The sequence below is a fragment of the Streptomyces sp. ADI95-16 genome, assembly GCF_003721495.1.
Classification (GTDB): domain Bacteria; phylum Actinomycetota; class Actinomycetes; order Streptomycetales; family Streptomycetaceae; genus Streptomyces; species Streptomyces goshikiensis.
Genome location: NZ_CP033581.1, coordinates 4,923,492 through 4,942,902, shown reverse-complemented (window position 1 = coordinate 4,942,902; position 19,411 = coordinate 4,923,492). Strand labels below are relative to the sequence as shown.

Below are 19,411 nucleotides of genomic sequence, written 5' to 3'. Positions count from 1 at the left end.
CCTAGCGGAATCGGAGCGTCTTCATGACCTTGAGGCTGCGGGTCATGAACGCCGCGTACTTCTCGTCGTCCATGCCCAGCGAGGGCGCCATCGGGAGGAGCCGCTGGTGGGCGACGGTCTGGGCCTCGGTGTACTTGAGGATGCCCTCGGAGCCGTGCCGGCGTCCGAGGCCGGAGTCCTTCATGCCGCCCATGGGGGCCTGGGCGCTGCCGTAGGCGGGCGCGTACCCCTCGTTGATGTTGACGGTGCCGGTGCGCAGCCGGGCGGCGACGGCGTGGCCTCGGCGGGCGTCCTTGGTCCAGACGCTGGAGTTGAGGCCGTACGCGGTGGCGTTGGCCCGCGCGATGACCTCGTCCTCGTCGGTGAAGCGGTAGAGGGAGACGACGGGGCCGAAGGTCTCCTCGCCGCACACCGACATGGGTGCCTCGACGCCGTCGAGGATGGTGGGCTCGTAGAAGAGCGGGCCGATGTCGGGCCGGGCCACACCGCCCGCGACGAGGGTGGCGCCCTTGGCGACGGCCTCGTCCACGTGCCGCTGTACGTTCTCCAGCTGGCGCTCGCCGACGAGGGAGCCCATGTCCGCGCCGTAGGCGAGGGAGGCGCCGAGCCGCATCGCCTTGGTCCGGGCGGCGAAGCGGGCGGTGAACTCGTCGGCGACGGAGGCGTGGACGTAGAGCCGCTCGATGGAGATGCACAGCTGGCCCGCGGAGGAGAAGCAGGCGCGGACGGCGCCGGCGGCGGCCTTCTCGATGTCGGCGTCGCGCAGGACGAGCATGGCGTTCTTGCCGCCGAGTTCGAGGGTGACCCCCACGAGGCGGGCGGCGGCGCCCTGGGCGACCTCGCGGCCGGTACGCGTGGAGCCGGTGAACGAAACGTAGTCGGCGTGGCGGACCACCTCGGGGCCGACGACCGGACCCTCGCCGAGCACGATCTGGAACACCTCGGCGGGCAGCCCGGCCTCGATCAGCAGGTCACGGGCCCACAGGGCGGTGAGCGCGGTCTCGGTGTCGGGCTTCATGACCACGGCGTTGCCGGAGACGAAGGCGGGCAGCGCGTCGCCGACGGAGAGTTCGAGGGGGTAGTTCCAGGGCGCGATCTGCCCGACGACGCCGCGCGGCTGGCGCAGCTCGGTGACCTTGGTCAGGGTCGGGATGGCGCCCGTGTGGCCCTTGGGCCGCAGGTACCCGGGGGCCTTGCGGCCGTAGTGCCGGGCGGAGACGGCGACGGCCTGGACCTCTTCGTGGGCGTGCAGCCGGGCCTTGCCGGTCTCCAGCTGGATGAGGTCGAGGACCTCGGCCTGCCGGGACAGCACCAGGTCGTGGAAGCGGAGCAGGACGGCGGCGCGCCGGCGCACGGGGACGGCGGCCCAGGCGGACTGGGCGGCGCGGGCCTTCTCGAAGGCGGCGGCCACGTCCTCGGGGGTGGCCTCGGGCAGGTCCGCCAGCTTCTCCCCGGTGAAGGGGGTGTGGTTGGCGGTGCGGCCGGAGCCGATCACTCCGCGCGTCAGCCTGGCGACCAGCTCCGGGGTCACCACGTCGGCGGCGGTACGGGCCCCTGCCGGGGCGGGGGCGACCGGGTTGGTGGGCTCCGGTACGGCGCGGTCGGGGGCGGCGGGGGCCTGCGAGTCCGTCATGGCGGTGAGCGTATTCCGCCGGGAGGCCTTTGGGTACCCGTGGGTAACCGGATTTTGCCTTTTCCGCCAGTGAACGCTGGCAGGATGACCGGACGCCGCCGCGTCAGCTCGTCCCCTCGGGCGGCTCCCACCCGCTGAGCACCGTGTCGAACTGCTCCCGCGTCTTCGACCAGTCGGCGGCCGGCCCCGACATGTACACCGCGTACTCAGTGTTGTCCGGGGTCATGTACATCTGCTCGATGGCCCGGCGCGAACCGGCCTGGGCGCCCTTCTCCGTCCAGCCGAAGTCCCACAGGGCCGCCCGGGTGGTGTCCCGGAACGAGTTCCCGTGCAGGTCGTACCGCTTGTAGTCGGAGCGCTTCTTCAGCTCCTTCTCCATCTCCAGCATGTGCGTGTACGGATTGTCGTAGTCCGCGGTCTCGTCGACGGCGATCCGGATGAAGTGCTTGCCGCCGTCCGGCGTGTAGTCGATCTGGTCGCCGTCCATCTGGCGCTTCCAGCCGTCGGGGACGAACAGCGTGAACCCGGCCGGGTCGGTGACCTTCTTCCACCCCGCCGGCGGGGTGGCCTCCTCGCCCTGCCCGGCGGCGCCGTCCTGACCCGCGGAATCGCCCGTCCGGTCGGGGGCGCTCGCGTTCTTGTCCGAGCCCGAGCCGCCCTGGCCCTTACCGCCCGAGCCGCCGTCGCCCGAGTCACCGGTGAGCTTCAGCACGCCGAACACACCGCCGCCGCCGATCAGCGCCGCCACCAGCGCCACGACCGCCGCGCGCTTGACCCGGCCGGGGCGCTCGGACCCGGGCGCGGGGAGAGGGGCCGGGAACGGGGCCGGAGCAGGGGCCTGGGCATGGGCCGCCTGGGCATGGGCATGGGCCGCAGCCGTCACCGTCGCCGGAGCGGGCTGTTCGGGCAGGGCGGTCGTCGGACCGGGCTGCTGCGCGTGCGGCGAGGACCGCGGGTCCTGGGCGTGCGGATCGTAGGGGTGCGGGGCGCGGGGGTCCGGGCCGGACTCGGCGGTGGCCAGTTCCCGCGCGGTCATCGCGCGCGTCGGCACGTACGCGTGCGCCGCCTTCGGCTCCCGGCCCTCCATCGCCTCCAGCAGCATCCGCTCGGTCTCCTGCGCCGCGGGCCGCTCCGCCGGGTCCTTGCGCAGCAGGGCGGTGATGACCGGCCCCAGCGCCCCCGACTGCTTCAGCGGCGGCGGCTCGTCGTTGACCACGGCCTGGAGGCTGGAGATCGGCGAGGTACGGCGGAACGGCGAGCGGGCCTCGACGGCCGTGTACAGGGTCGCGCCCAGCGACCACAGGTCCGACGCCGTCCCCGGGGTGCCGCCCGTGACCCGCTCCGGGGCCAGGTAGTCGATGGAGCCGACGATCTCACCGGTGCGCGTGATGGACGAGTCGCCCTCGATCGCGGCGATCCCGAAGTCCGTCAGCAGCACCCGGCCGTCCTTGGCCAGCAGCACGTTGCCCGGCTTCACGTCCCGGTGCAGCACGCCCACCGCGTGCGCGGCGCGCAGCGCGCCCAGGACGTGCAGCCCGATGCGGGCCGCCTCGCGGGGCTCGATCCGGCCGGCCGACTTGGCCGCGTCGGCGAGGGAGGGACCGTCGATGTACTCCATGACGATCCACGGCCGGTCGTCGTGTTCCAGCACGTCGTGGACGGTGACCACCGCGGGGTGCTGGATCCGGGCGGCGGCCCGGGCCTCCTTCTGCGTCCGGGCGTGCAGGACGTCCCGGTCGGCCTGAGCGACGTACAGACCCGCCGTCAGTTCCTTTACGGCGACCGTCCTGTGCAGCAGCTCGTCGTGTGCGCGCCACACCTTGCCCATGCCGCCACTGCCGATGGGCTCGACGAGCCGGTACCGGCCCGCGAGCACCGCACCCGCGCCTGTCTGCTGTTCCACTGATCCCCGCCACCCTTTGCACTTGCGGCCAGATTACGGAGCCTGCGGGCGAAGCCGGAACCGCGCGGGGTCGGTGAGACCGCACTGTGACGCAATTACCGTACTTGACCGCCCGTCAGGCGGCGTTCACCCGCCCGACTTGTAACTCCCCGTGGCCTTCTCGAAGACTTCGGTCACCTTGTCCTGCTCGTCCTCCGGACCCGTGACCATGACGACGTGGTAACTGTTGCCGAGCGCGACGACGAAGTTGCGGGCGAACACGCTGCGGCCATTGGCATCGTGCCAGGTGTAGCGGCCCGTGACACGGAGCTGCTGGCCCACCGTGGTGGATTTGATGTCTCCGCTGGTGGTCCAGGTGGAATTGCGGTAGGCGTTCAACTCCGGTTCCGTGTCCTTCTGGTACGTCGCCGGATCCGGATTGCCCCGCACCTTGTCCCGGCCCGGGACGACGGTCAGGGTGAACGCGCCGTCGGTGTAGCGCACCTGGCCGGCCTCGTTGACGCCGTGGCGCTCCCAGCCCTTGGGTGCGGCGATCTCGAAGTGCTCCGGGTCCTGTTGGATCGTGTAGCCCTCCGGGGCGGTCTGCGGGGCGGGCTTGGACTGCGGCGTGCCGCCGCTCTGTTCGGGCTGCGGCTGCGGCTTCGTGGCCGCCGGGGAGCGCGACGGGGACTGCTGCGGTACGGGCTTGCCCGCGTTCTGCGGCTCCTCGGCCCCGCCGGACCGGGGCATGAACACCATCGCGTACGCGACCGCCCCGGCGAGCAGGGCCAGGACGCCGACGAGCAGGGTCCGTCCCAGGGGCCGACGGCGGCGCGGGGCGGCCGGGTTGCGGTGCCGGCCGTGGAGGTCGCCGCGCCTGCGGACGACGGGCAGCTTCGCGGGGTCCGGTTCCGGCATCGGGAGCATGCCGATGCCCATGCCGCCGTCGGGCTCGGGCGCCGACCGGACGAGCGAGCGGAGCCAGCCGCGCAGCTCCTCGAAGTCGGGCCGCTCGGTGGGGTCCTGACGCAGCAGCGACTCCACGACGGGGCGCAGCGGGCCGCACTCCTCGGCGAAGGCGGGCGCCTCGGCGCAGACCATCTCGACGAGTTCGGCCGCGCTGTCCTCCGGGTACGGGGCGTGCCCCTGGACGGCGCGGTACAGCAGCGCGCCGAGCGCCCAGAGGTCGGTGGCGGGCCCGACGGGCGCGGCGAGCTGCCAGGGGCCCTGTACGGAGCGGGCCTGTTCGGGGGCCCAGCGCTCGGTGACGGCCCCGACGACGGCCATCCGGGTCTGGCGCGCCCGCTCGGCGTCGAGTCCGGTACGGGGGCCACCGCCGCCCCAGCCGTCCTCGGCGGCGCGCGGCAGCGGCCGGGGCAGGTCCGCCTCGGCCTGGCGGTAGCCCTGCGGGAGGGCCAGCTGCGCGGGCAGCGCGGGGCGGGCCGACGGCTCCGGTTCCCCCTGCGATTCCCCCTCCGGCTCCGGCTCCGGTTCTGCCGCGGGGAGCGGCTGGTCGCGCGGGGTGATGCCGGGCCAGGGCAGCTCCGCCTGAGCGGTGTTGGCGTCCGGGCCGCCGTACGGGTACGAGTAGCCCTCCGGCAGGTTCGACCCCTCGGGCCGCGCCTGCGCCTTGCGGGCGGCGGCGGCCTGCGCCCCGGCCCGGTAGGCGGCGATTGCCCCGGCGCGCGCGGCGGCCTTGGGGTCGGGCTCCTCGGCGGGCCGCCCGGGGGTGATGTGGTCGGAGTAGCGCGGCCCGGTGTCGTACCCGGGCGCGACGAGCGGCGCGTAACTCCCGGCGCCCGCCCCCCGTTCGAACCCGGCGCCGGACCCGGGGTTGAACCCGGCATCAGACCCGGCATCGGACCCCGGGCCGAACTCGGCGCCGGACCCGGGGTTGAACCGGGCGTCGGGCCCGGGATCGAACCCGGCGCCGTATCCGGGGTCGAGCCCGGCATCAGACCCGGGGTTGAGCCCCACGCCGTCCCCGGAGGGGAGCCCGGCGTCGGACCCGGGGTCCAGGGCGGCGGTGGGACCGGGCGGACCCGCGAGCGGGACGCGGCCGGCGCCGGGCGCGGGCTGCGGGGTGCCCCACGGGTCCCCGGGCCCGGGACCTGACCCTGACCCCGGCCCCGGCTCATCGGCGGAGCCGTCCGGCGGGACCGGGTCGTACCCGCACAGGGCCTCCTCGGCGGCTCCCGCCGCCAGGCCCGTCAGGACCACCCGCCCGTCGTCGCACACCAGAACGGTCCGCACCGTGATGTTCCGGTGCGTCCAGCCGTGGGCGTGCAACACCCGCAGCGCGGTCAGCACGTCGGCCGCGACCTCCGCCGCCCGGTACGGGCTCAGCGGTTCGTCGGCGATCAGCGCGGCCAGCGGCCTCGCGGGGACCAGTTCGCTCACTATCCACAGCGAACCGCCCTCGGCGAACACGTCGAAGACCTGGTCCAGCCGGGGATGGTCCGGTACCGACGCCGCCGCCTGAGCGGCCGCGATCGCCCGCCGCACCGCCGGGAGTTCCCCGGCCGCGGCGCGCCCGGCCGGCCGGGTCCGCGAGCCGTCCAGCAGCTCCGCGTCCACGACCTCCGGTAACGGCACCTGCCGGACGAGGACTTCCTGGCCGCTGCGCGTGTCGAAGGCCCGGGTCTCGATCAGCTCGTACTCGTCCGACGGCGGCAGCGGCAGACGGTAGCGGTCGGCGAGGATCCGGCCCGCGTAGTCCTCCACATCGCCTCCCCCGAGTGCGGCTGGGCTCCCCTTGGCCCCTCTGACACGATACGTCGCCGGGGCCGCCCGCGTCCCGGGCCTGACGAGGCCCGTCCGTACGGGTGGGGTGTTCCGCGTCAGCCCAGTATCTGGAACGTCTCGAATGCCGTCGTGCGCAACTGCGTGCACTCCGGGCCGTCCCAGTCGGCGGCGGGGCAGCTGATCATGATGGCGAAGCCGTGCTTCGAGTCCGCCTTGAAGCCGCGGTTGAGCACCCGGACCCGGATGCCCTTCTGGTCGCGCTCGAACTCCCAGTCGGCGACGGTCGGATAGTCCCGGTACTTCACCGACTCGATCCGGATCACCTTGTAGTTCTTGCTGCTGCCCGCCACCGCCGGGGCCAGCGAGGCCCACGCGGCGCGCGCGTCGTCGAGCGGGCTGCCGTTGAAGTCGACCTGGATGCGGGGGAAGCCACCGTCGCGGCTGTATATCGCGCCGGAGTTCTCACCCGCCGTGTCGGTCTGGTGGAAGCCCTCGGGCATCGCCATGGTGAAGTGGAACCGGGGGTCCGTCACCGTGGCGTAGCCGGCCGGGAGGGTGCCGCCGGGGGTGCCGGGCGCGGCCCCCTGGCCCTGGCTGTCGCCGCCCTCTCCCTGTCCCTGCGTCTGCCCCTGGGTCTGGCCCTGCGTCTGGCCCTGGCTGCTCTGCTGGTTGCCCGGCGACTGGCCCGGGGAGGCTTCCCCGCCGCCGCCCTTGGGGTCCGCGCTGGCCTTGGCGTCGCCGCCCTTGGCCGTACCGCCCGCGGCGGCGCCCGTGGAGGCGCTGGCGGAGGCGCTCGGGGTCGCACCGCCCTTGCCCTCGTTCTTGCCGCCGTCCTTGTCGTCGCCGCTGAACGCGTAGACGACCAGCGAGCCGATGACGGCCAGTACGACGATCACGCCGGCTATCGCGAGCGCGATGGTGCGGCGCGGCATGACATCGGTCAGCGAGGCCGCGACCGGGCCGCCGGGGCGGGCGGCGGGCGGCGCGGCCGCCGAGGCGGCCGGGACCCCCGCGGCCTTGCGGGTCGCCTTCAGTACCGCGCGGGCCCGTTCGCGCTGCTCGCGCTCGCGGCGCTCGCGCTCCTTCTTCTCTGCCTTCGCCTCGGTGATCTTCTCGGCGGCCTGCTTGGCCTCGACGAGCGAGATCTGCCGGGTCTCCTCCGCGGAGGGGACCGGCTCGGGGGCGGGCTCGGGCTCGTCGGGGGCGTTGATCACCGCGGTGAGCATCGCGCGGGCGCGCTCGTCGTCGAGGCGCCGGGCCGGGTCCTTGACCAGCAGGCCGTAGATGACCTCGGTCAGCGGGCCGGCGTTCTTGGGCGGGTCCACCGGCTCGGTCATCACGGCGGTGAGCGTGGCGAGGGCGGAGCCCTTGTCGTACGGGGGCACGCCCTCGACGGCGGCGTACAGCAGACCGCCGAGCGACCACATGTCGGCGGGCGGACCGGGCCGCTGGCCGCGGGCGCGCTCGGGCGAGATGTAGGAGGGGGCGCCGACGAGCATGCCGGTGGAGGTGACGGAGGGGTCGCCCTCGACCTGCGCGATGCCGAAGTCGGTGAGGATGACGCGGCCGTTGCCGGCGATGAGCACGTTGGAGGGCTTCACGTCGCGGTGCAGGATGCCCTGGCCGTGCGCGGCACGGAGCACGTCGAGCACCGCGAGGCCGACCTCGGCGGCGCGACGGGGCGTCAGCGTGCCGCGCTCGCGGATGAACTCGGCCAGCGAGGGGCCTTCGATGAGCTCCATGACGATCCACGGGCGGCCGTCTTCGTCGACGACGTCGTAGACGGTGACGGCGCCGCCGCTGCGGATCCGCGCGATGGCCTTGGCCTCGCGGAGGGTACGGGTGATGAGGCGGCGCTTCTCGTCCTCGTCGACCCCGGTGCTGAAGCGGAGCTCCTTGACGGCGACCGTCCGGCCGAGGGTCTCGTCCTCGGCGCGCCAGACGGTGCCCATGCCGCCCTTGCCGAGGACGGCGCCGAGCCGGTAGCGGCCCGCGAGCAGCCGCCCCTTGTCCTGGCCGTTCCCGGCGGCCTTCGCCGCCTCGGCCCGCGCCTTGACCTCGGCGGCCACGGCGTCGGCCTTCTCGGTCACGGGGTTGCTCGCCTTGGCCTTCACCGGCGCGGCCGGCGCGGCCTTGCCCGCACCCTTGGAAGCCACCGGCTTCGCGTCCTCGGCCTCGGCGGAGGCGGACGACTTGCCGGCTGCGGGCTTGGCCAGATCCAGCCCCCCGGAAGCGGCCTTGCCCGCACCCTTGGAAGCCGCGGGCTTCGCGTCCTCGGCCTCGGCGGACGACTTGCCCGGCGCGGCCGCGGGCGTGCCCGCGCCCTTGGAAGCCGCGGGCTTCGCGTCCTCGGGCTCGGCGGCGGCCTTGGCTGCGGCCACCGGCTTCGCATCCTCGGGCTCGGGCTCGGCGGAGGCGTCCGCGGCGGCGGACGACTTGCCGGCCGCGGGCTTGGCCGGATCCGGACCCTTCGCCGCAGGCTTGGCGGCCTTCGGCTTGGCCGGATCCGGACCCTTCGCCCCGGGCTTGGCGGCCGTCGGCTTGGCCGGATCCGGGTCCCCGGCCGCTGACGCGGGCGCGGGGGGATCGGCGGGCCCCGGAGCCGTCGGAGCCGGGCCCGGCTTCGCCGCAGGCGATCCGGCTCCGACAGACGGCTCCGGCGACTCGGTGTGCTCCGGCTTCGACATGCGTCCCCTCTGCGATCGTGCCGCCTGCTCAGGCCGCCCCGGCAGCCCCGGCGGCCGGGGTGTCAGGTGACCAACCCCGGCAGAACCCGCCCCGGCAGAACCCTCATTGTTCCTCACTCCGCAACGGACGGGCGCCCCGGGTCTACGGTTCCCCGTTCCAGATCCCGGAGTTACAACGGAACGATGTCGGGCGCCCCCAGCCGCGCCGCGTCCGCCGTCTGGTCGTCCGGCTGGCGCTGGGATTCCCGTTCCGCCTGCACCCGCTTCTCGTAGTGTTCCACTTCTTTCTCGATCTGCTGCTTGTCCCACCCCAGAACCGGAGCCATCAACTCCGCAGCCTCCCGCGCCGACCGCGTCCCCCGGTCGAACGTCTCGATCGAGATCCGCGTCCGCCGCGTCAGGACGTCGTCCAGGTGCCGCGCCCCCTCGTGCGAGGCCGCGTACACCACCTCGGCGCGCAGGTAGTCCTCCGCCCCGCCCAGCGGCTCCGCCAGCCCGGGGTCCGCCGCGATGAGTTCCAGCAGTTCCTCCGTCATCGACCCGTACCGGTTCAACAGGTGCTCCACCCGTGCCACATGGATCCCCGTCCGCGCCGCGATCCGGGCCCGCCCGTTCCACAGGGCCCGGTACCCCTCCGCCCCCACCAGCGGCACGTCCTCGGTCACGCACTCCGCCACCCGCTGGTCCAGCCCGTGCACCGCCTCGTCCACCGCGTCCTTCGCCATGACCCGGTACGTCGTGTACTTGCCGCCCTCCACGACCACCAGCCCCGGCACCGGGTGCGCCACCGTGTGCTCCCGGGAGAGCTTGCTCGTCGCGTCCGACTCGCCGGCGAGCAGTGGCCGCAGGCCCGCGTACACCCCCTGGACGTCGTCCCGCGTGAGCGGCACCGCCAGCACCGAGTTCACGTGCTCCAGCAGGTAGTCGATGTCCGCGCTGGAGGCCGCCGGATGCGCCTTGTCCAGGTCCCAGTCCGTGTCCGTGGTCCCCACGATCCAGTGCCGCCCCCACGGGATCACGAACAGCACCGACTTCTCCGTGCGCAGGATCAGCCCGGTCGAGGAGTGGATCCGGTCCTTCGGGACGACGAGGTGGATGCCCTTCGACGCCCGTACGTGGAACTGCCCCCGCTCCCCGATCAGTGCCTGGGTGTCGTCCGTCCACACCCCCGTCGCGTTCACGACCTGCTTCGCGCGGACCTCGTACTCCCCGCCGCCCTCCACGTCGCGCACCGTCGCGCCGACGACCCGCTCGCCCTCGCGCAGGAACCCGACCACCCTCGCCCGGTTGGCGCAGTGCGCCCCGTACGCCGAGGCCGTCCGCACCAGCGTGGTGACGTACCGCGCGTCGTCCATCTGGGCGTCGTAGTACTGCAGGGCGCCCACCAGCGCGTCCTTGCGCAGCGCCGGAGCCACCCGCAGGGCCTGGGTGCGCGACAGGTGGCGGTGGACCGGCAGCCCGCGCCCGTGCCCGCTGGAGAGCGACATGGCGTCGTACAGCGCGACGCCGGAGCCCGCGTAGAACCGCTCCCAGGCCCGGTGCTGGAGCGGGTACAGGAACGGCACCGGCTTCACCAGGTGCGGCGCCAGCCGCCCCAGCAGCAGCCCGCGCTCCTTGAGCGCCTCCCGCACGAGGGCGAAGTCGAGCATCTCCAGGTACCGCAGGCCGCCGTGGATCAGCTTGCTGGACCGGCTGGAGGTGCCCGAGGCCCAGTCCCGCGCCTCCACCAGGCCGGTCGACAGTCCTCTGGTCACGGCGTCCAGCGCGGTTCCGGCTCCCACCACGCCCGCGCCCACCACCAGTACGTCCAGTTCCCGCTCGGCCATCCGTGCGAGCGCCTCGGCGCGCTGGACCGGTCCCAGTGCCGCTGTCCTCACGACTGCCTCCCGTTGGTGATCCCTCTCACATCCCCCGTTCTCCTGATTCTGACCGCCCGCACCCGCATCGGCCACCGCCTGTGGACAACACAAGGGCGACCACCGCCACGCAATGCGACATTTCTGTCATATATACGCCTAGTCTGACATTGCGCCAGCTCCAGTCCGCTCCCCCGGTCCACAGGACTTGCGCGCACCGCCCCCTCATGCATGTCAGGGAAGGGAAGGGACGGCCCCCCATGCCCGCAGATCTCGCCGTCATCGGACTCGGCCACCTCGGCCTCCCCCTCGCCCAGGCGGCCGTCGCCGCCAGGATCGAGACCGTCGGCTACGACAGCGGTCCGGCCACGGACAGCACCCTCACCGCCGCCGAGATCCGCCGCATGTCGGCGGCCGGCTTCCGGATCACCACCAACCCCGCCGAACTCGGCCGGGTCCGCACGGCCGTCATCTGCGCCCCCACCCAGCTCGGCGCCGACCGCGCGCTCGACCTGACCGCCGTGGGCGAGGCCGGCCGCACCCTCGCCGCCCGGCTGCGCCCGCACACCACCGTCATCCTCGAATCCGCCGTCCACCCGGGCGTCACCGAGGACTACCTGCGGCCGATCCTCGAAGAGGGCTCCGGACTGCGCGCCGGCCGGGACTTCCACCTGGCCTACTCCCCCAGCCGCCTCGACCCGGGCAACCGCACGCACGGCGTCTCCAACACCCCCAAGGTGATCGGCGGCCTCACCCCCGCCTGCACCGAGTCCGCCCACGCCTTCTACGCCCGGCTCACCGAGAAGGTCGTCCGCGCCCGCGGCCTGCGCGAGGCCGAGACCGTCCAGCTCCTCGAAACCAACTACCGGCACGTCAACATCGCCCTCATGAACGAGATGGCGGTCCTCTGCCACGACCTGGGCGTCGACCTCTGGGACGTCATCCGCTGCGCCGAGACCAAGCCGTACGGGTTCCAGGCCTTCCGCCCCGGCCCCGGCGTCGGCGGCCACGGCATCCCGCTCGACCCCAACTACCTCCCCCACACCACCCGCACCCCCGGGCACCCCCTGCGCATGGTCGGCCTGGCGCAGGAGATCAACAACCGGATGCCCCAGTACGTCATCCAGCGCTCGGCCACCCTGCTGAACGAACACGGCAAATCCGCCCGCGGCGCCCGGGTCCTGCTGCTCGGGGTCACGTACAAGCCCGACCTCGCCGACCAGGAGGGCTCCCCGGCCGGCGAGATCGCCAACCGCCTCCTCGACCTCGGCGCCCTGATCAGCTATCACGACCCGTACATCGCCGGGTGGAGGGTGCGCGACCAGCCGGTGCCGCGCGCCGAGTCGCTCTACGAGGCCGCCGCCAACGCCGATCTGACGATCCTGCTCCAGCACCACCGCACGTACGACCTCCAAGGCCTGGCGGTGAAGGCCCAGTTGCTCCTGGACACGCGCGGCGCGAGCCCCGTCGGCGCCGCCCACCGGCTGTGACCGCCACACTCACCCGGCCGGGCAATGGCGTGCAACATTCGTTGCACAGATGTTGCACCGAGAGTAGTCTGGAGGCATGGCGACGACCATAGGGTTTCGGCCCACCGAAGAGGACGAGCGCATCATCGCGGCGGCCATGCGCGACGGCGAGCGGACCAGCGACGTGATCAGACGGGCCCTGCGGCTGCTGGAGCGGGAGGCGTGGCTCGAACAGGCCCGGGCGGCGGCCGAGCGGCTGGTTGACGAGGACCTGAGCGGCGAACCGGACGCCTGGTGATCCGGGGTGCCGTCTACCGCGTGGACCTGGGCGACGCCAAGCGCGGGCACGAGCAGCGAGGTAAGCGCTACGGCCTCGTCCTGAGCCCGAGCGGCATGGCCTGGAGCGTGGTGACGATCGTCCCCACCTCGACCAGCGCCCAGGAATCCCCCTTCCGTCCCGAGCTGGAGATCGCCGGAAGGCTCACCCGGTTGCTGGTCGACCAGATCCGCACGGTCGACGTGTCGTTCGTACACGGCGACCCGGTGCACTATCTGGACCGGTACGAGCTCGCCCAGGTCGAACAAGCCGTCACGCTGTACCTCGGGCTGTGACACACGCCGGAGGGCCGGCACCCCGAGCGGGGTGCCGGCCCTCCGGCGTCGTACGTGCGCCGTACGGGGCGTCAGCGGCTGTGCTGCGAGTCCGCGACGGTGACCTCGACCCGCTGGAACTCCTTGAGCTCGCTGTAGCCGGTGGTGGCCATCGAGCGGCGCAGCGCGCCGAAGATGTTCATCGAGCCGTCCGGGGAGTGCGACGGGCCGGTGAGGATCTCCTCGGTGGTGCCGACCGTGCCCAGGTCGACCTTCTTGCCGCGCGGCACGTCCTCGTGGACGGCCTCCATGCCCCAGTGGTTGCCCTTGCCGGGCGCGTCGGTGGCACGGGCCAGCGGGGAGCCCATCATCACGGCGTCGGCGCCGCAGGCGACGGCCTTCGGGATGTCGCCGGACCAGCCCACGCCGCCGTCGGCGATGACGTGCACGTAGCGGCCGCCGGACTCGTCCATGTAGTCGCGGCGGGCCGCGGCCACGTCCGCGACGGCGGTCGCCATCGGGACCTGGATGCCGAGCACGTTGCGCGTGGTGTGCGCGGCGCCGCCGCCGAAGCCGACCAGGACACCGGCCGCGCCGGTGCGCATCAGGTGCAGGGCCGCGGTGTAGGTGGCGCAGCCGCCGACGATGACCGGGACGTCGAGCTCGTAGATGAACTGCTTCAGGTTCAGCGGCTCGGCGGCGCCGGAGACGTGCTCCGCCGACACCGTGGTGCCGCGGATGACGAAGATGTCCACGCCCGCGTCGACGACGGCCTTGGAGAACTCGGCGGTGCGCTGCGGGGAGAGCGCGGCGGCGGTGACGACGCCCGAGTCGCGCACCTCCTTGATGCGCTGCCGGATCAGGTCGGCCTGGATCGGCGCGGAGTAGATCTCCTGGAGGCGGCGGGTGGCCGTCTCCTCGTCCAGCTCCGCGATCTCGTCGAGCAGCGGCTGCGGGTCCTCGTACCGGGTCCACAGGCCTTCGAGGTTCAGCACGCCGAGGCCGCCGAGCTCGCCGATGCGGATGGCGGTCTGCGGGGAGACGACCGAGTCCATGGGGGCTGCGAGGAAGGGCAGCTCGAAACGGTAGGCGTCGATCTGCCAGGCGATCGAGACCTCCTTCGGGTCCCGCGTACGCCGGCTCGGGACGATGGCGATGTCGTCGAACGCGTACGCCCTGCGGCCGCGCTTGCCGCGCCCGATCTCGATCTCAGTCACGTGTGGTGGCCTTTCCTCTGGGTCTGCCTGTCCAGTATCCCCGAAGGCCGGGGACCCGCGTTCCGGTGACCGCTGTACGGACGCCGTGTTCAGCCCCGCCGATGTTCGAGGCGCGGGGTCCGGGGCGGAGCCCCGGCGCGGCGCGCAGCGCCGGGGCTCCCGGGCGCCGGCCGCCGGGCGGCCGAAGGGCGGGCCCGGCTGCTCCGGACCCGCCCTCATGCGCTCGGCACCGCCTGCCTGGTTACCCCTTACGGGAGTAGTTCGGCGCTTCCACCGTCATCTGGATGTCGTGCGGGTGGCTCTCCTTGAGTCCCGCCGAGGTGATGCGGACGAACCGGCCGCGGTCCTGGAGCTCCGGGACGGTGCGGCCGCCGACGTAGAACATCGACTGGCGCAGGCCGCCGACGAGCTGGTGCACGACCGCGGAGAGCGGGCCGCGGTAGGGGACCTGGCCCTCGATGCCCTCGGGGATGAGCTTGTCGTCGCCGCCCACGCCCTCCTGGAAGTAGCGGTCCTTGGAGAAGGACTTGCGGTCGCCGCGGGACTGCATCGCGCCGAGCGAACCCATGCCGCGGTACGACTTGAACTGCTTGCCGTTGATGAAGAGCAGCTCGCCCGGGGACTCCTCGCAGCCCGCGAGCAGCGAGCCGAGCATCACCGTGTCGGCGCCCGCGACCAGGGCCTTGGCGATGTCGCCGGAGTACTGGAGGCCGCCGTCGCCGATGACCGGGACGCCCGCGGCCTTGGCGGCGAGGGAGGCCTCGTAGATCGCGGTGACCTGCGGGACGCCGATGCCGGCGACGACGCGGGTCGTACAGATCGAGCCGGGGCCGACGCCGACCTTGATGCCGTCGCAGCCGGCGTCGATGAGGGCCTGGGCGCCGTCGCGGGTGGCGATGTTGCCGCCGATGACATCGACCGAGGAGTTCGACTTGATCTTGGCGACCATGTCGCCGACCAGGCGGGAGTGGCCGTGCGCGGTGTCGACGACGATGAAGTCGGCGCCCGCCTCGATCAGGGCCTGCGCGCGGTCGTACGCGTCGCCGGCGACGCCGACCGCGGCGCCGACCAGGAGGCGGCCGTCCTTGTCCTTGGCGGCGTTCGGGTACTTCTCGGCCTTGACGAAGTCCTTGACCGTGATGAGGCCCTTGAGGAGGCCCGCCTCGTCGACCAGCGGAAGCTTCTCGATCTTGTGGCGGCGCAGCAGCTCCATGGCGTCCACGCCGGAGATGCCGACCTTGCCGGTGACCAGCGGCATCGGGGTCATGACCTCGCGCACCTGGCGGCTGCGGTCCGACTCGAAGGCCATGTCACGGTTGGTGACGATGCCGAGCAGCTTGCCGGCGGTGTCGGTGACGGGCACGCCGGAGATGCGGAACTTGGCGCACAGCTCGTCGGCCTCGCGCAGCGTCGCGTCCGGGTGCACCGTGATCGGGTCGGTGACCATGCCGGACTCGGAGCGCTTGACCAGGTCGACCTGGTTGGCCTGGTCCGCGATGGAGAGGTTGCGGTGCAGGACGCCGACGCCGCCCTGGCGGGCCATCGCGATGGCCATGCGGGCCTCGGTGACCTTGTCCATGGCGGCGGAGAGCAGCGGGACGTTCACGCGCACGTTGCGCGAGATGAGGGAAGAGGTGTCGATCGCGTCAGGCGACATGTCCGACGCGCCCGGCAGCAGCAGCACGTCGTCGTAGGTCAGTCCGAGCGTGGCGAATTTGTCGGGTACTCCGGTCGAACCGCTGTCGGTCATGACACCTTCCCAAATGGTCTTGCTCAGCGCGGATGTCCATGCTAACGGGATACCGCCGCGTCTCATTCCACGACCAAGGTCAAGGAGAAGTTTCGTCTGTTCCTACGAGGGGAACTACTGCTCGGCGAGCGCGCGGAGCCTGCTGAGGGCCCGGTGCTGCGCCACCCGCACCGCGCCGGGGGACATCCCGAGCATCTGCCCGGTCTCCTCGGCGGTCAGCCCGACGGCCACGCGCAGGACGAGGAGCTCGCGCTGGTTCTCCGGCAGGTTGGCCAGCAGCTTCTTGGCCCAGGCGGCGTCGCTGCTGAGCAGCGCCCGCTCCTCCGGGCCCAGCGAGTCGTCCGGCCGCTCCGGCATCTCGTCCGAGGGCACGGCCGTGCTCCCCGGGTGCCGCATGGCGGCCCGCTGGAGGTCGGCGACCTTGTGGGCGGCGATGGCGAAGACGAAGGCCTCGAAGGGCCGCCCGGTGTCCCGGTACCGCGGCAGCGCCATCAGGACGGCGACACAGACCTCTTGCGCGAGGTCCTCCACGAAGTGACGGGCGTCACCGGGGAGCCGCGAGAGCCGGGTGCGGCAGTAGCGGATGGCGAGGGGGTGCACGAAGGCGAGCAGATCGTGCGTCGCCTGCTCGTCGCCCTCCACCGCCCGGCGTACGAGTGCGCTGACACCGGCGGCACTGCCGCCCTTGGCGGCGCCGCTCGGGCCTGCGGCCGCGGGTGACCCCTGGGCGTCGTCGTCACGCATCAATCCATGGTGCCTTGACGCCGGAGCATTCGTGGCACCGCGGTCGTCACTGTTGTGCATCGAAGCGTTGTGAGCGGGTGCGCCGGTACTCATCGTCTGCGCCCTCCCCTCCGCTCGGCCCGAATCATCCCCGCGGCCCCATCTCCGAAAAACGCGGCCACACACTCAAGGATGCGGCATCGCGCACGAAGCGACACGTCCCCCGGATTGTGCCCCGCCAATCCCCGGCCGCGCACCGGGTACGACGGGACCCTTCCGGCCGGCCGGAAGGGGCGGTGCGCCGCCCCGCCCGCCGGTGGCGGGCGGGACCGCTCCCGGATGCCGGCCCGCGGCCGGTCTGCCCCGGTCAGGGGCGGTGGCCGGCCGGTGGGCGTGCGGTCAGCGGACGGTCAGCGGACCAGGCCCCAGCGGAAACCGAGCGCCACGGCGTGTGCCCGGTCCGAGGCGCCCAGCTTCTTGAACAGCCGGCGGGCGTGCGTCTTGACGGTGTCCTCGGAGAGGAAGAGCTCGCGCCCGATCTCCGCGTTGGACCGGCCGTGGCTCATGCCCTCCAGGACCTGGATCTCGCGCGCGGTGAGCGTGGGCGCGGCGCCCATCTCGGCCGAGCGGAGCCGGCGCGGGGCCAGTCGCCAGGTCGGGTCGGCCAGGGCCTGGGTGACCGTGGCCCGCAGTTCGGCGCGCGAGGCGTCCTTGTGCAGGTAACCCCGGGCGCCGGCGGCGACCGCGAGGGCCACGCCGTCCAGGTCCTCGGCGACCGTCAGCATGATGATGCGGGCGCCCGGGTCGGCCGAGAGCAGCCGGCGCACCGTCTCCACACCGCCCAGCCCGGGCATCCGTACATCCATCAGAATCAGATCGGAGCGGTCGGCACCCCAGCGGCGGAGGACTTCCTCGCCGTTGGCAGCCGTCGTCACACGCTCGACGCCGGGCACGGTGGCAACCGCGCGACGGAGCGCCTCTCGGGCAAGCGGGGAGTCGTCGCAGACGAGGACGGATGTCATGACCGCCCTCCGCAGCTGCTGATGCGCGTCACCTTGAGCCTCCAGGCTGGTACGTATCGTCACCTGTGCGGTCGATGCTCTCGGACACATGTCCGAGAACTTCTTCTTTCAACCGCCTTCGCACTCTCAACGATGGTCACTCGAAAGAGTTACGGGTTCGACGGACACCTTCGGCACTCTACGTGAGGACCCGATCACAACGCCGGAGGCGCAAGTCATCTGTCCTCCATCTGGAGCTATGCCCTATTTGGCGGCTTTCCTTCCGTTTGGCACGTGTCTGAGGCTAGATTCCCAATGAGTCATATTTACATCTACTACGACAGTAGGTGTGGAGACCCGTTGGAGACATGGACCGTATCCGCCTCAGTACCGGCACCAAGAGGACTACCCATGGCAGATTTCTCCCGCCTCCCCGGACCGAACGCCGACCTCTGGGACTGGCAGCTGCTCGCTGCCTGCCGGGGAGTCGACAGCTCCCTGTTCTTCCACCCGGAAGGCGAGCGGGGCGCGGCCAGGAGCGCGCGCGAGGCCTCGGCTAAAGAGGTCTGCATGCGCTGCCCGGTGCGCTCTGAATGCGCCGCTCACGCCCTGGCCGTCCGCGAGCCCTACGGGGTGTGGGGCGGCCTCACCGAAGACGAACGAGAAGAGCTGATGGGCCGCGCGCGGCACCGCCTGATCCCCGCCTCGACCTCGATCGGACCGATCGCGCCCCACTGACCGGCGGCCGGGAGACGCCTGAAGGAACGTTTCCTCGCGCGTCTCCCGGAACAGCTCGCGCCGTCCCGCGTCCGGCCCTGCGCACGGCGAGGGCCCTGCGCGCGCTCAGCGCGCGGCGGCCCGCTCCAGCTCGGCCAGGGTCGCGGCCACGGCCGGCACGCGGGCCAGATCGGGCAGCGTCAGCGCCACGACCTCCCGCTCCACCGCCGGCTCCACGCTCAGGGTGCTCACGCCCTTGGCCCGTACGGACTCCACCGCGAGCTCCGGCAGCACCGCGACGCCCAGACCGGCGCCCACCAGGCCCACCACGGCCGGGTAGTCGTCGGTGGCGAAGTCGATCCGCGGGGTGAAGCCCGCGACCTCGCACACCTCCACCAGATGGCGGCGGCAGCGCGGACAGCCGGCGATCCACGGCTCGTCGGCGAGTTCCGCCATGCCCACCCGCTCCGCACCGGCCAGCCGGTGCCCGTCGGGAACCAGCCCCACGAGCCGGTCGGTCAGCAGCGGCAGCACCACGAGATCCTCCCACTCCGCCGCGGAATGGGCCGCCCCGCCGTACCGGAACGCCAGCGCCACGTCACAGTCGCCCTCGCGCAGCATCTCCACGGAGCGCGGCGGCTCGGCCTCGACCAGGGAGATACGGGTGCCCGGGTGCTCGGCGCGCATCGCCGCGAGCGCGGTCGGCACCAGGGTCGAGCTCCCGCTCGGGAAGGACACCAGCCGGACCCGGCCCGCGCGCAGCCCCGCGATGGCCGCGACCTCCTCCTCGGCGGCCGTCAGCCCGGCGAGGATCCCGGCGGCGTGCCGGACCAGCGCCTCACCCGCCTGGGTGAGCCGCATCTCGCGCCCCGTACGGATGAGCAGCGGGGTGCCGGCCGACTGCTCCAGCGCCTTCATCTGCTGGGAGACGGCCGGCTGGGTGCAGCCGAGCTCGCGGGCGGCTGCGGAGAAGGACCCGGTCCCGGCGACAGCGCGCAGAACCCGGAGATGACGTGCCTCGATCACCCTTCGAGCATAAGCCCCGCTTTGACCGCGGCGCGAATGTCCGCCCGGCTCTTTGAGTCGCCGCCGGGGACGACACGGTCCGTGATCCTCGCGGTACGCGGAGAAATTGCGGCC

14 protein-coding genes are annotated in these 19,411 nt (G+C 72.9%); 4 read left to right on the top strand and 10 right to left on the bottom strand.

What is annotated here, in order from left to right:
- Position 1: 1 nt before the first annotated feature.
- The 5 genes from EES41_RS22100 to EES41_RS22080 form a co-directional block, all read right to left on the bottom strand.
- Complete coding sequence (locus EES41_RS22100) at positions 2-1,633, bottom strand: succinic semialdehyde dehydrogenase (protein ID WP_123079996.1); 1,632 nt, start codon at positions 1,631-1,633, stop codon at positions 2-4.
- 103 nt (positions 1,634-1,736) lie between these two features.
- On the bottom strand, positions 1,737-3,536 hold the full coding sequence (locus tag EES41_RS22095; protein WP_123079995.1) for a serine/threonine-protein kinase: 1,800 nt from the start codon (positions 3,534-3,536) through the stop codon (positions 1,737-1,739).
- Between the two features lie 126 nt (positions 3,537-3,662).
- On the bottom strand, positions 3,663-6,239 hold the full coding sequence (locus tag EES41_RS22090; protein WP_123079994.1) for a protein kinase: 2,577 nt from the start codon (positions 6,237-6,239) through the stop codon (positions 3,663-3,665).
- 116 nt (positions 6,240-6,355) lie between these two features.
- Complete coding sequence (locus EES41_RS22085; RefSeq protein WP_123079993.1) at positions 6,356-8,947, bottom strand: serine/threonine-protein kinase; 2,592 nt, start codon at positions 8,945-8,947, stop codon at positions 6,356-6,358.
- Positions 8,948-9,117: 170 nt separating this feature from the next.
- The gene (locus tag EES41_RS22080) at positions 9,118-10,824 is read right to left on the bottom strand and encodes a glycerol-3-phosphate dehydrogenase/oxidase (protein ID WP_123079992.1); all 1,707 of its coding nucleotides are present in this window, start codon (positions 10,822-10,824) and stop codon (positions 9,118-9,120) included.
- A gap of 239 nt (positions 10,825-11,063) precedes the next feature.
- Between EES41_RS22080 and EES41_RS22075 the strand changes: the two genes are divergently transcribed.
- The 3 genes from EES41_RS22075 to EES41_RS22065 all read left to right on the top strand — a co-directional run bounded on the left by EES41_RS22075 (position 11,064) and on the right by EES41_RS22065 (position 12,884).
- Positions 11,064-12,293 carry a nucleotide sugar dehydrogenase gene (locus EES41_RS22075; RefSeq protein WP_123079991.1) on the top strand — a complete coding sequence of 410 codons (1,230 nt, stop codon included), beginning with the start codon at positions 11,064-11,066 and terminating at the stop codon, positions 12,291-12,293.
- Between the two features lie 76 nt (positions 12,294-12,369).
- Positions 12,370-12,570, top strand: a complete 201-nt coding sequence (locus tag EES41_RS22070) for a hypothetical protein (RefSeq protein WP_123079990.1) — start codon at positions 12,370-12,372, stop codon at positions 12,568-12,570.
- Complete coding sequence (locus tag EES41_RS22065) at positions 12,567-12,884, top strand: type II toxin-antitoxin system PemK/MazF family toxin (protein WP_123079989.1); 318 nt, start codon at positions 12,567-12,569, stop codon at positions 12,882-12,884. Before EES41_RS22070 ends, EES41_RS22065 begins: the two co-directional genes overlap by 4 nt.
- Positions 12,885-12,955: 71 nt before the next feature.
- On the opposite strand, the gene EES41_RS22060 is transcribed toward EES41_RS22065, so the two are convergent.
- The 4 genes from EES41_RS22060 to EES41_RS22045 form a co-directional block, all read right to left on the bottom strand.
- Positions 12,956-14,080, bottom strand: coding sequence for a GuaB3 family IMP dehydrogenase-related protein (locus EES41_RS22060; RefSeq protein ID WP_123079988.1), 1,125 nt, complete (start codon positions 14,078-14,080; stop codon positions 12,956-12,958).
- Positions 14,081-14,321: 241 nt separating this feature from the next.
- Positions 14,322-15,830: an IMP dehydrogenase gene (guaB, locus tag EES41_RS22055; RefSeq protein WP_123079987.1), complete on the bottom strand. Its 1,509-nt coding sequence runs from the start codon at positions 15,828-15,830 to the stop codon at positions 14,322-14,324.
- A 114-nt stretch (positions 15,831-15,944) separates the two neighbouring features.
- Entirely contained in the window at positions 15,945-16,574 is a 630-nt protein-coding gene (locus tag EES41_RS22050; RefSeq protein WP_008739613.1) for a sigma-70 family RNA polymerase sigma factor, read from the bottom strand.
- Between the two features lie 389 nt (positions 16,575-16,963).
- A complete protein-coding gene (locus EES41_RS22045) occupies positions 16,964-17,575 on the bottom strand; it encodes a response regulator transcription factor (RefSeq protein WP_003948568.1) in 612 nt (203 codons plus the stop codon).
- A 390-nt stretch (positions 17,576-17,965) separates the two neighbouring features.
- On the opposite strand from EES41_RS22045, the gene EES41_RS22040 reads away from it, so the two are divergent.
- Entirely contained in the window at positions 17,966-18,292 is a 327-nt protein-coding gene (locus EES41_RS22040; RefSeq protein WP_008739615.1) for a WhiB family transcriptional regulator, read from the top strand.
- Between the two features lie 105 nt (positions 18,293-18,397).
- On the opposite strand, the gene EES41_RS22035 is transcribed toward EES41_RS22040, so the two are convergent.
- On the bottom strand, positions 18,398-19,297 hold the full coding sequence (locus EES41_RS22035) for a LysR family transcriptional regulator (protein WP_123079986.1): 900 nt from the start codon (positions 19,295-19,297) through the stop codon (positions 18,398-18,400).
- Between the last annotated feature and the right edge of the window lie 114 nt (positions 19,298-19,411).

Coding starts and splice junctions, on each gene's coding strand:
- EES41_RS22100 (WP_123079996.1), bottom strand. CDS start 1,633: ATGACGGACTCGCAGGCCCCCGCCGCCCCCGACCGCGCCGTACCGGAG.
- EES41_RS22085 (WP_123079993.1), bottom strand. CDS start 8,947: ATGTCGAAGCCGGAGCACACCGAGTCGCCGGAGCCGTCTGTCGGAGCC.
- EES41_RS22075 (WP_123079991.1), top strand. CDS start 11,064: ATGCCCGCAGATCTCGCCGTCATCGGACTCGGCCACCTCGGCCTCCCC.
- EES41_RS22070 (WP_123079990.1), top strand. CDS start 12,370: ATGGCGACGACCATAGGGTTTCGGCCCACCGAAGAGGACGAGCGCATC.
- guaB (WP_123079987.1), bottom strand. CDS start 15,830: ATGACCGACAGCGGTTCGACCGGAGTACCCGACAAATTCGCCACGCTC.
- EES41_RS22050 (WP_008739613.1), bottom strand. CDS start 16,574: ATGCGTGACGACGACGCCCAGGGGTCACCCGCGGCCGCAGGCCCGAGC.
- EES41_RS22045 (WP_003948568.1), bottom strand. CDS start 17,575: ATGACATCCGTCCTCGTCTGCGACGACTCCCCGCTTGCCCGAGAGGCG.
- EES41_RS22040 (WP_008739615.1), top strand. CDS start 17,966: ATGGCAGATTTCTCCCGCCTCCCCGGACCGAACGCCGACCTCTGGGAC.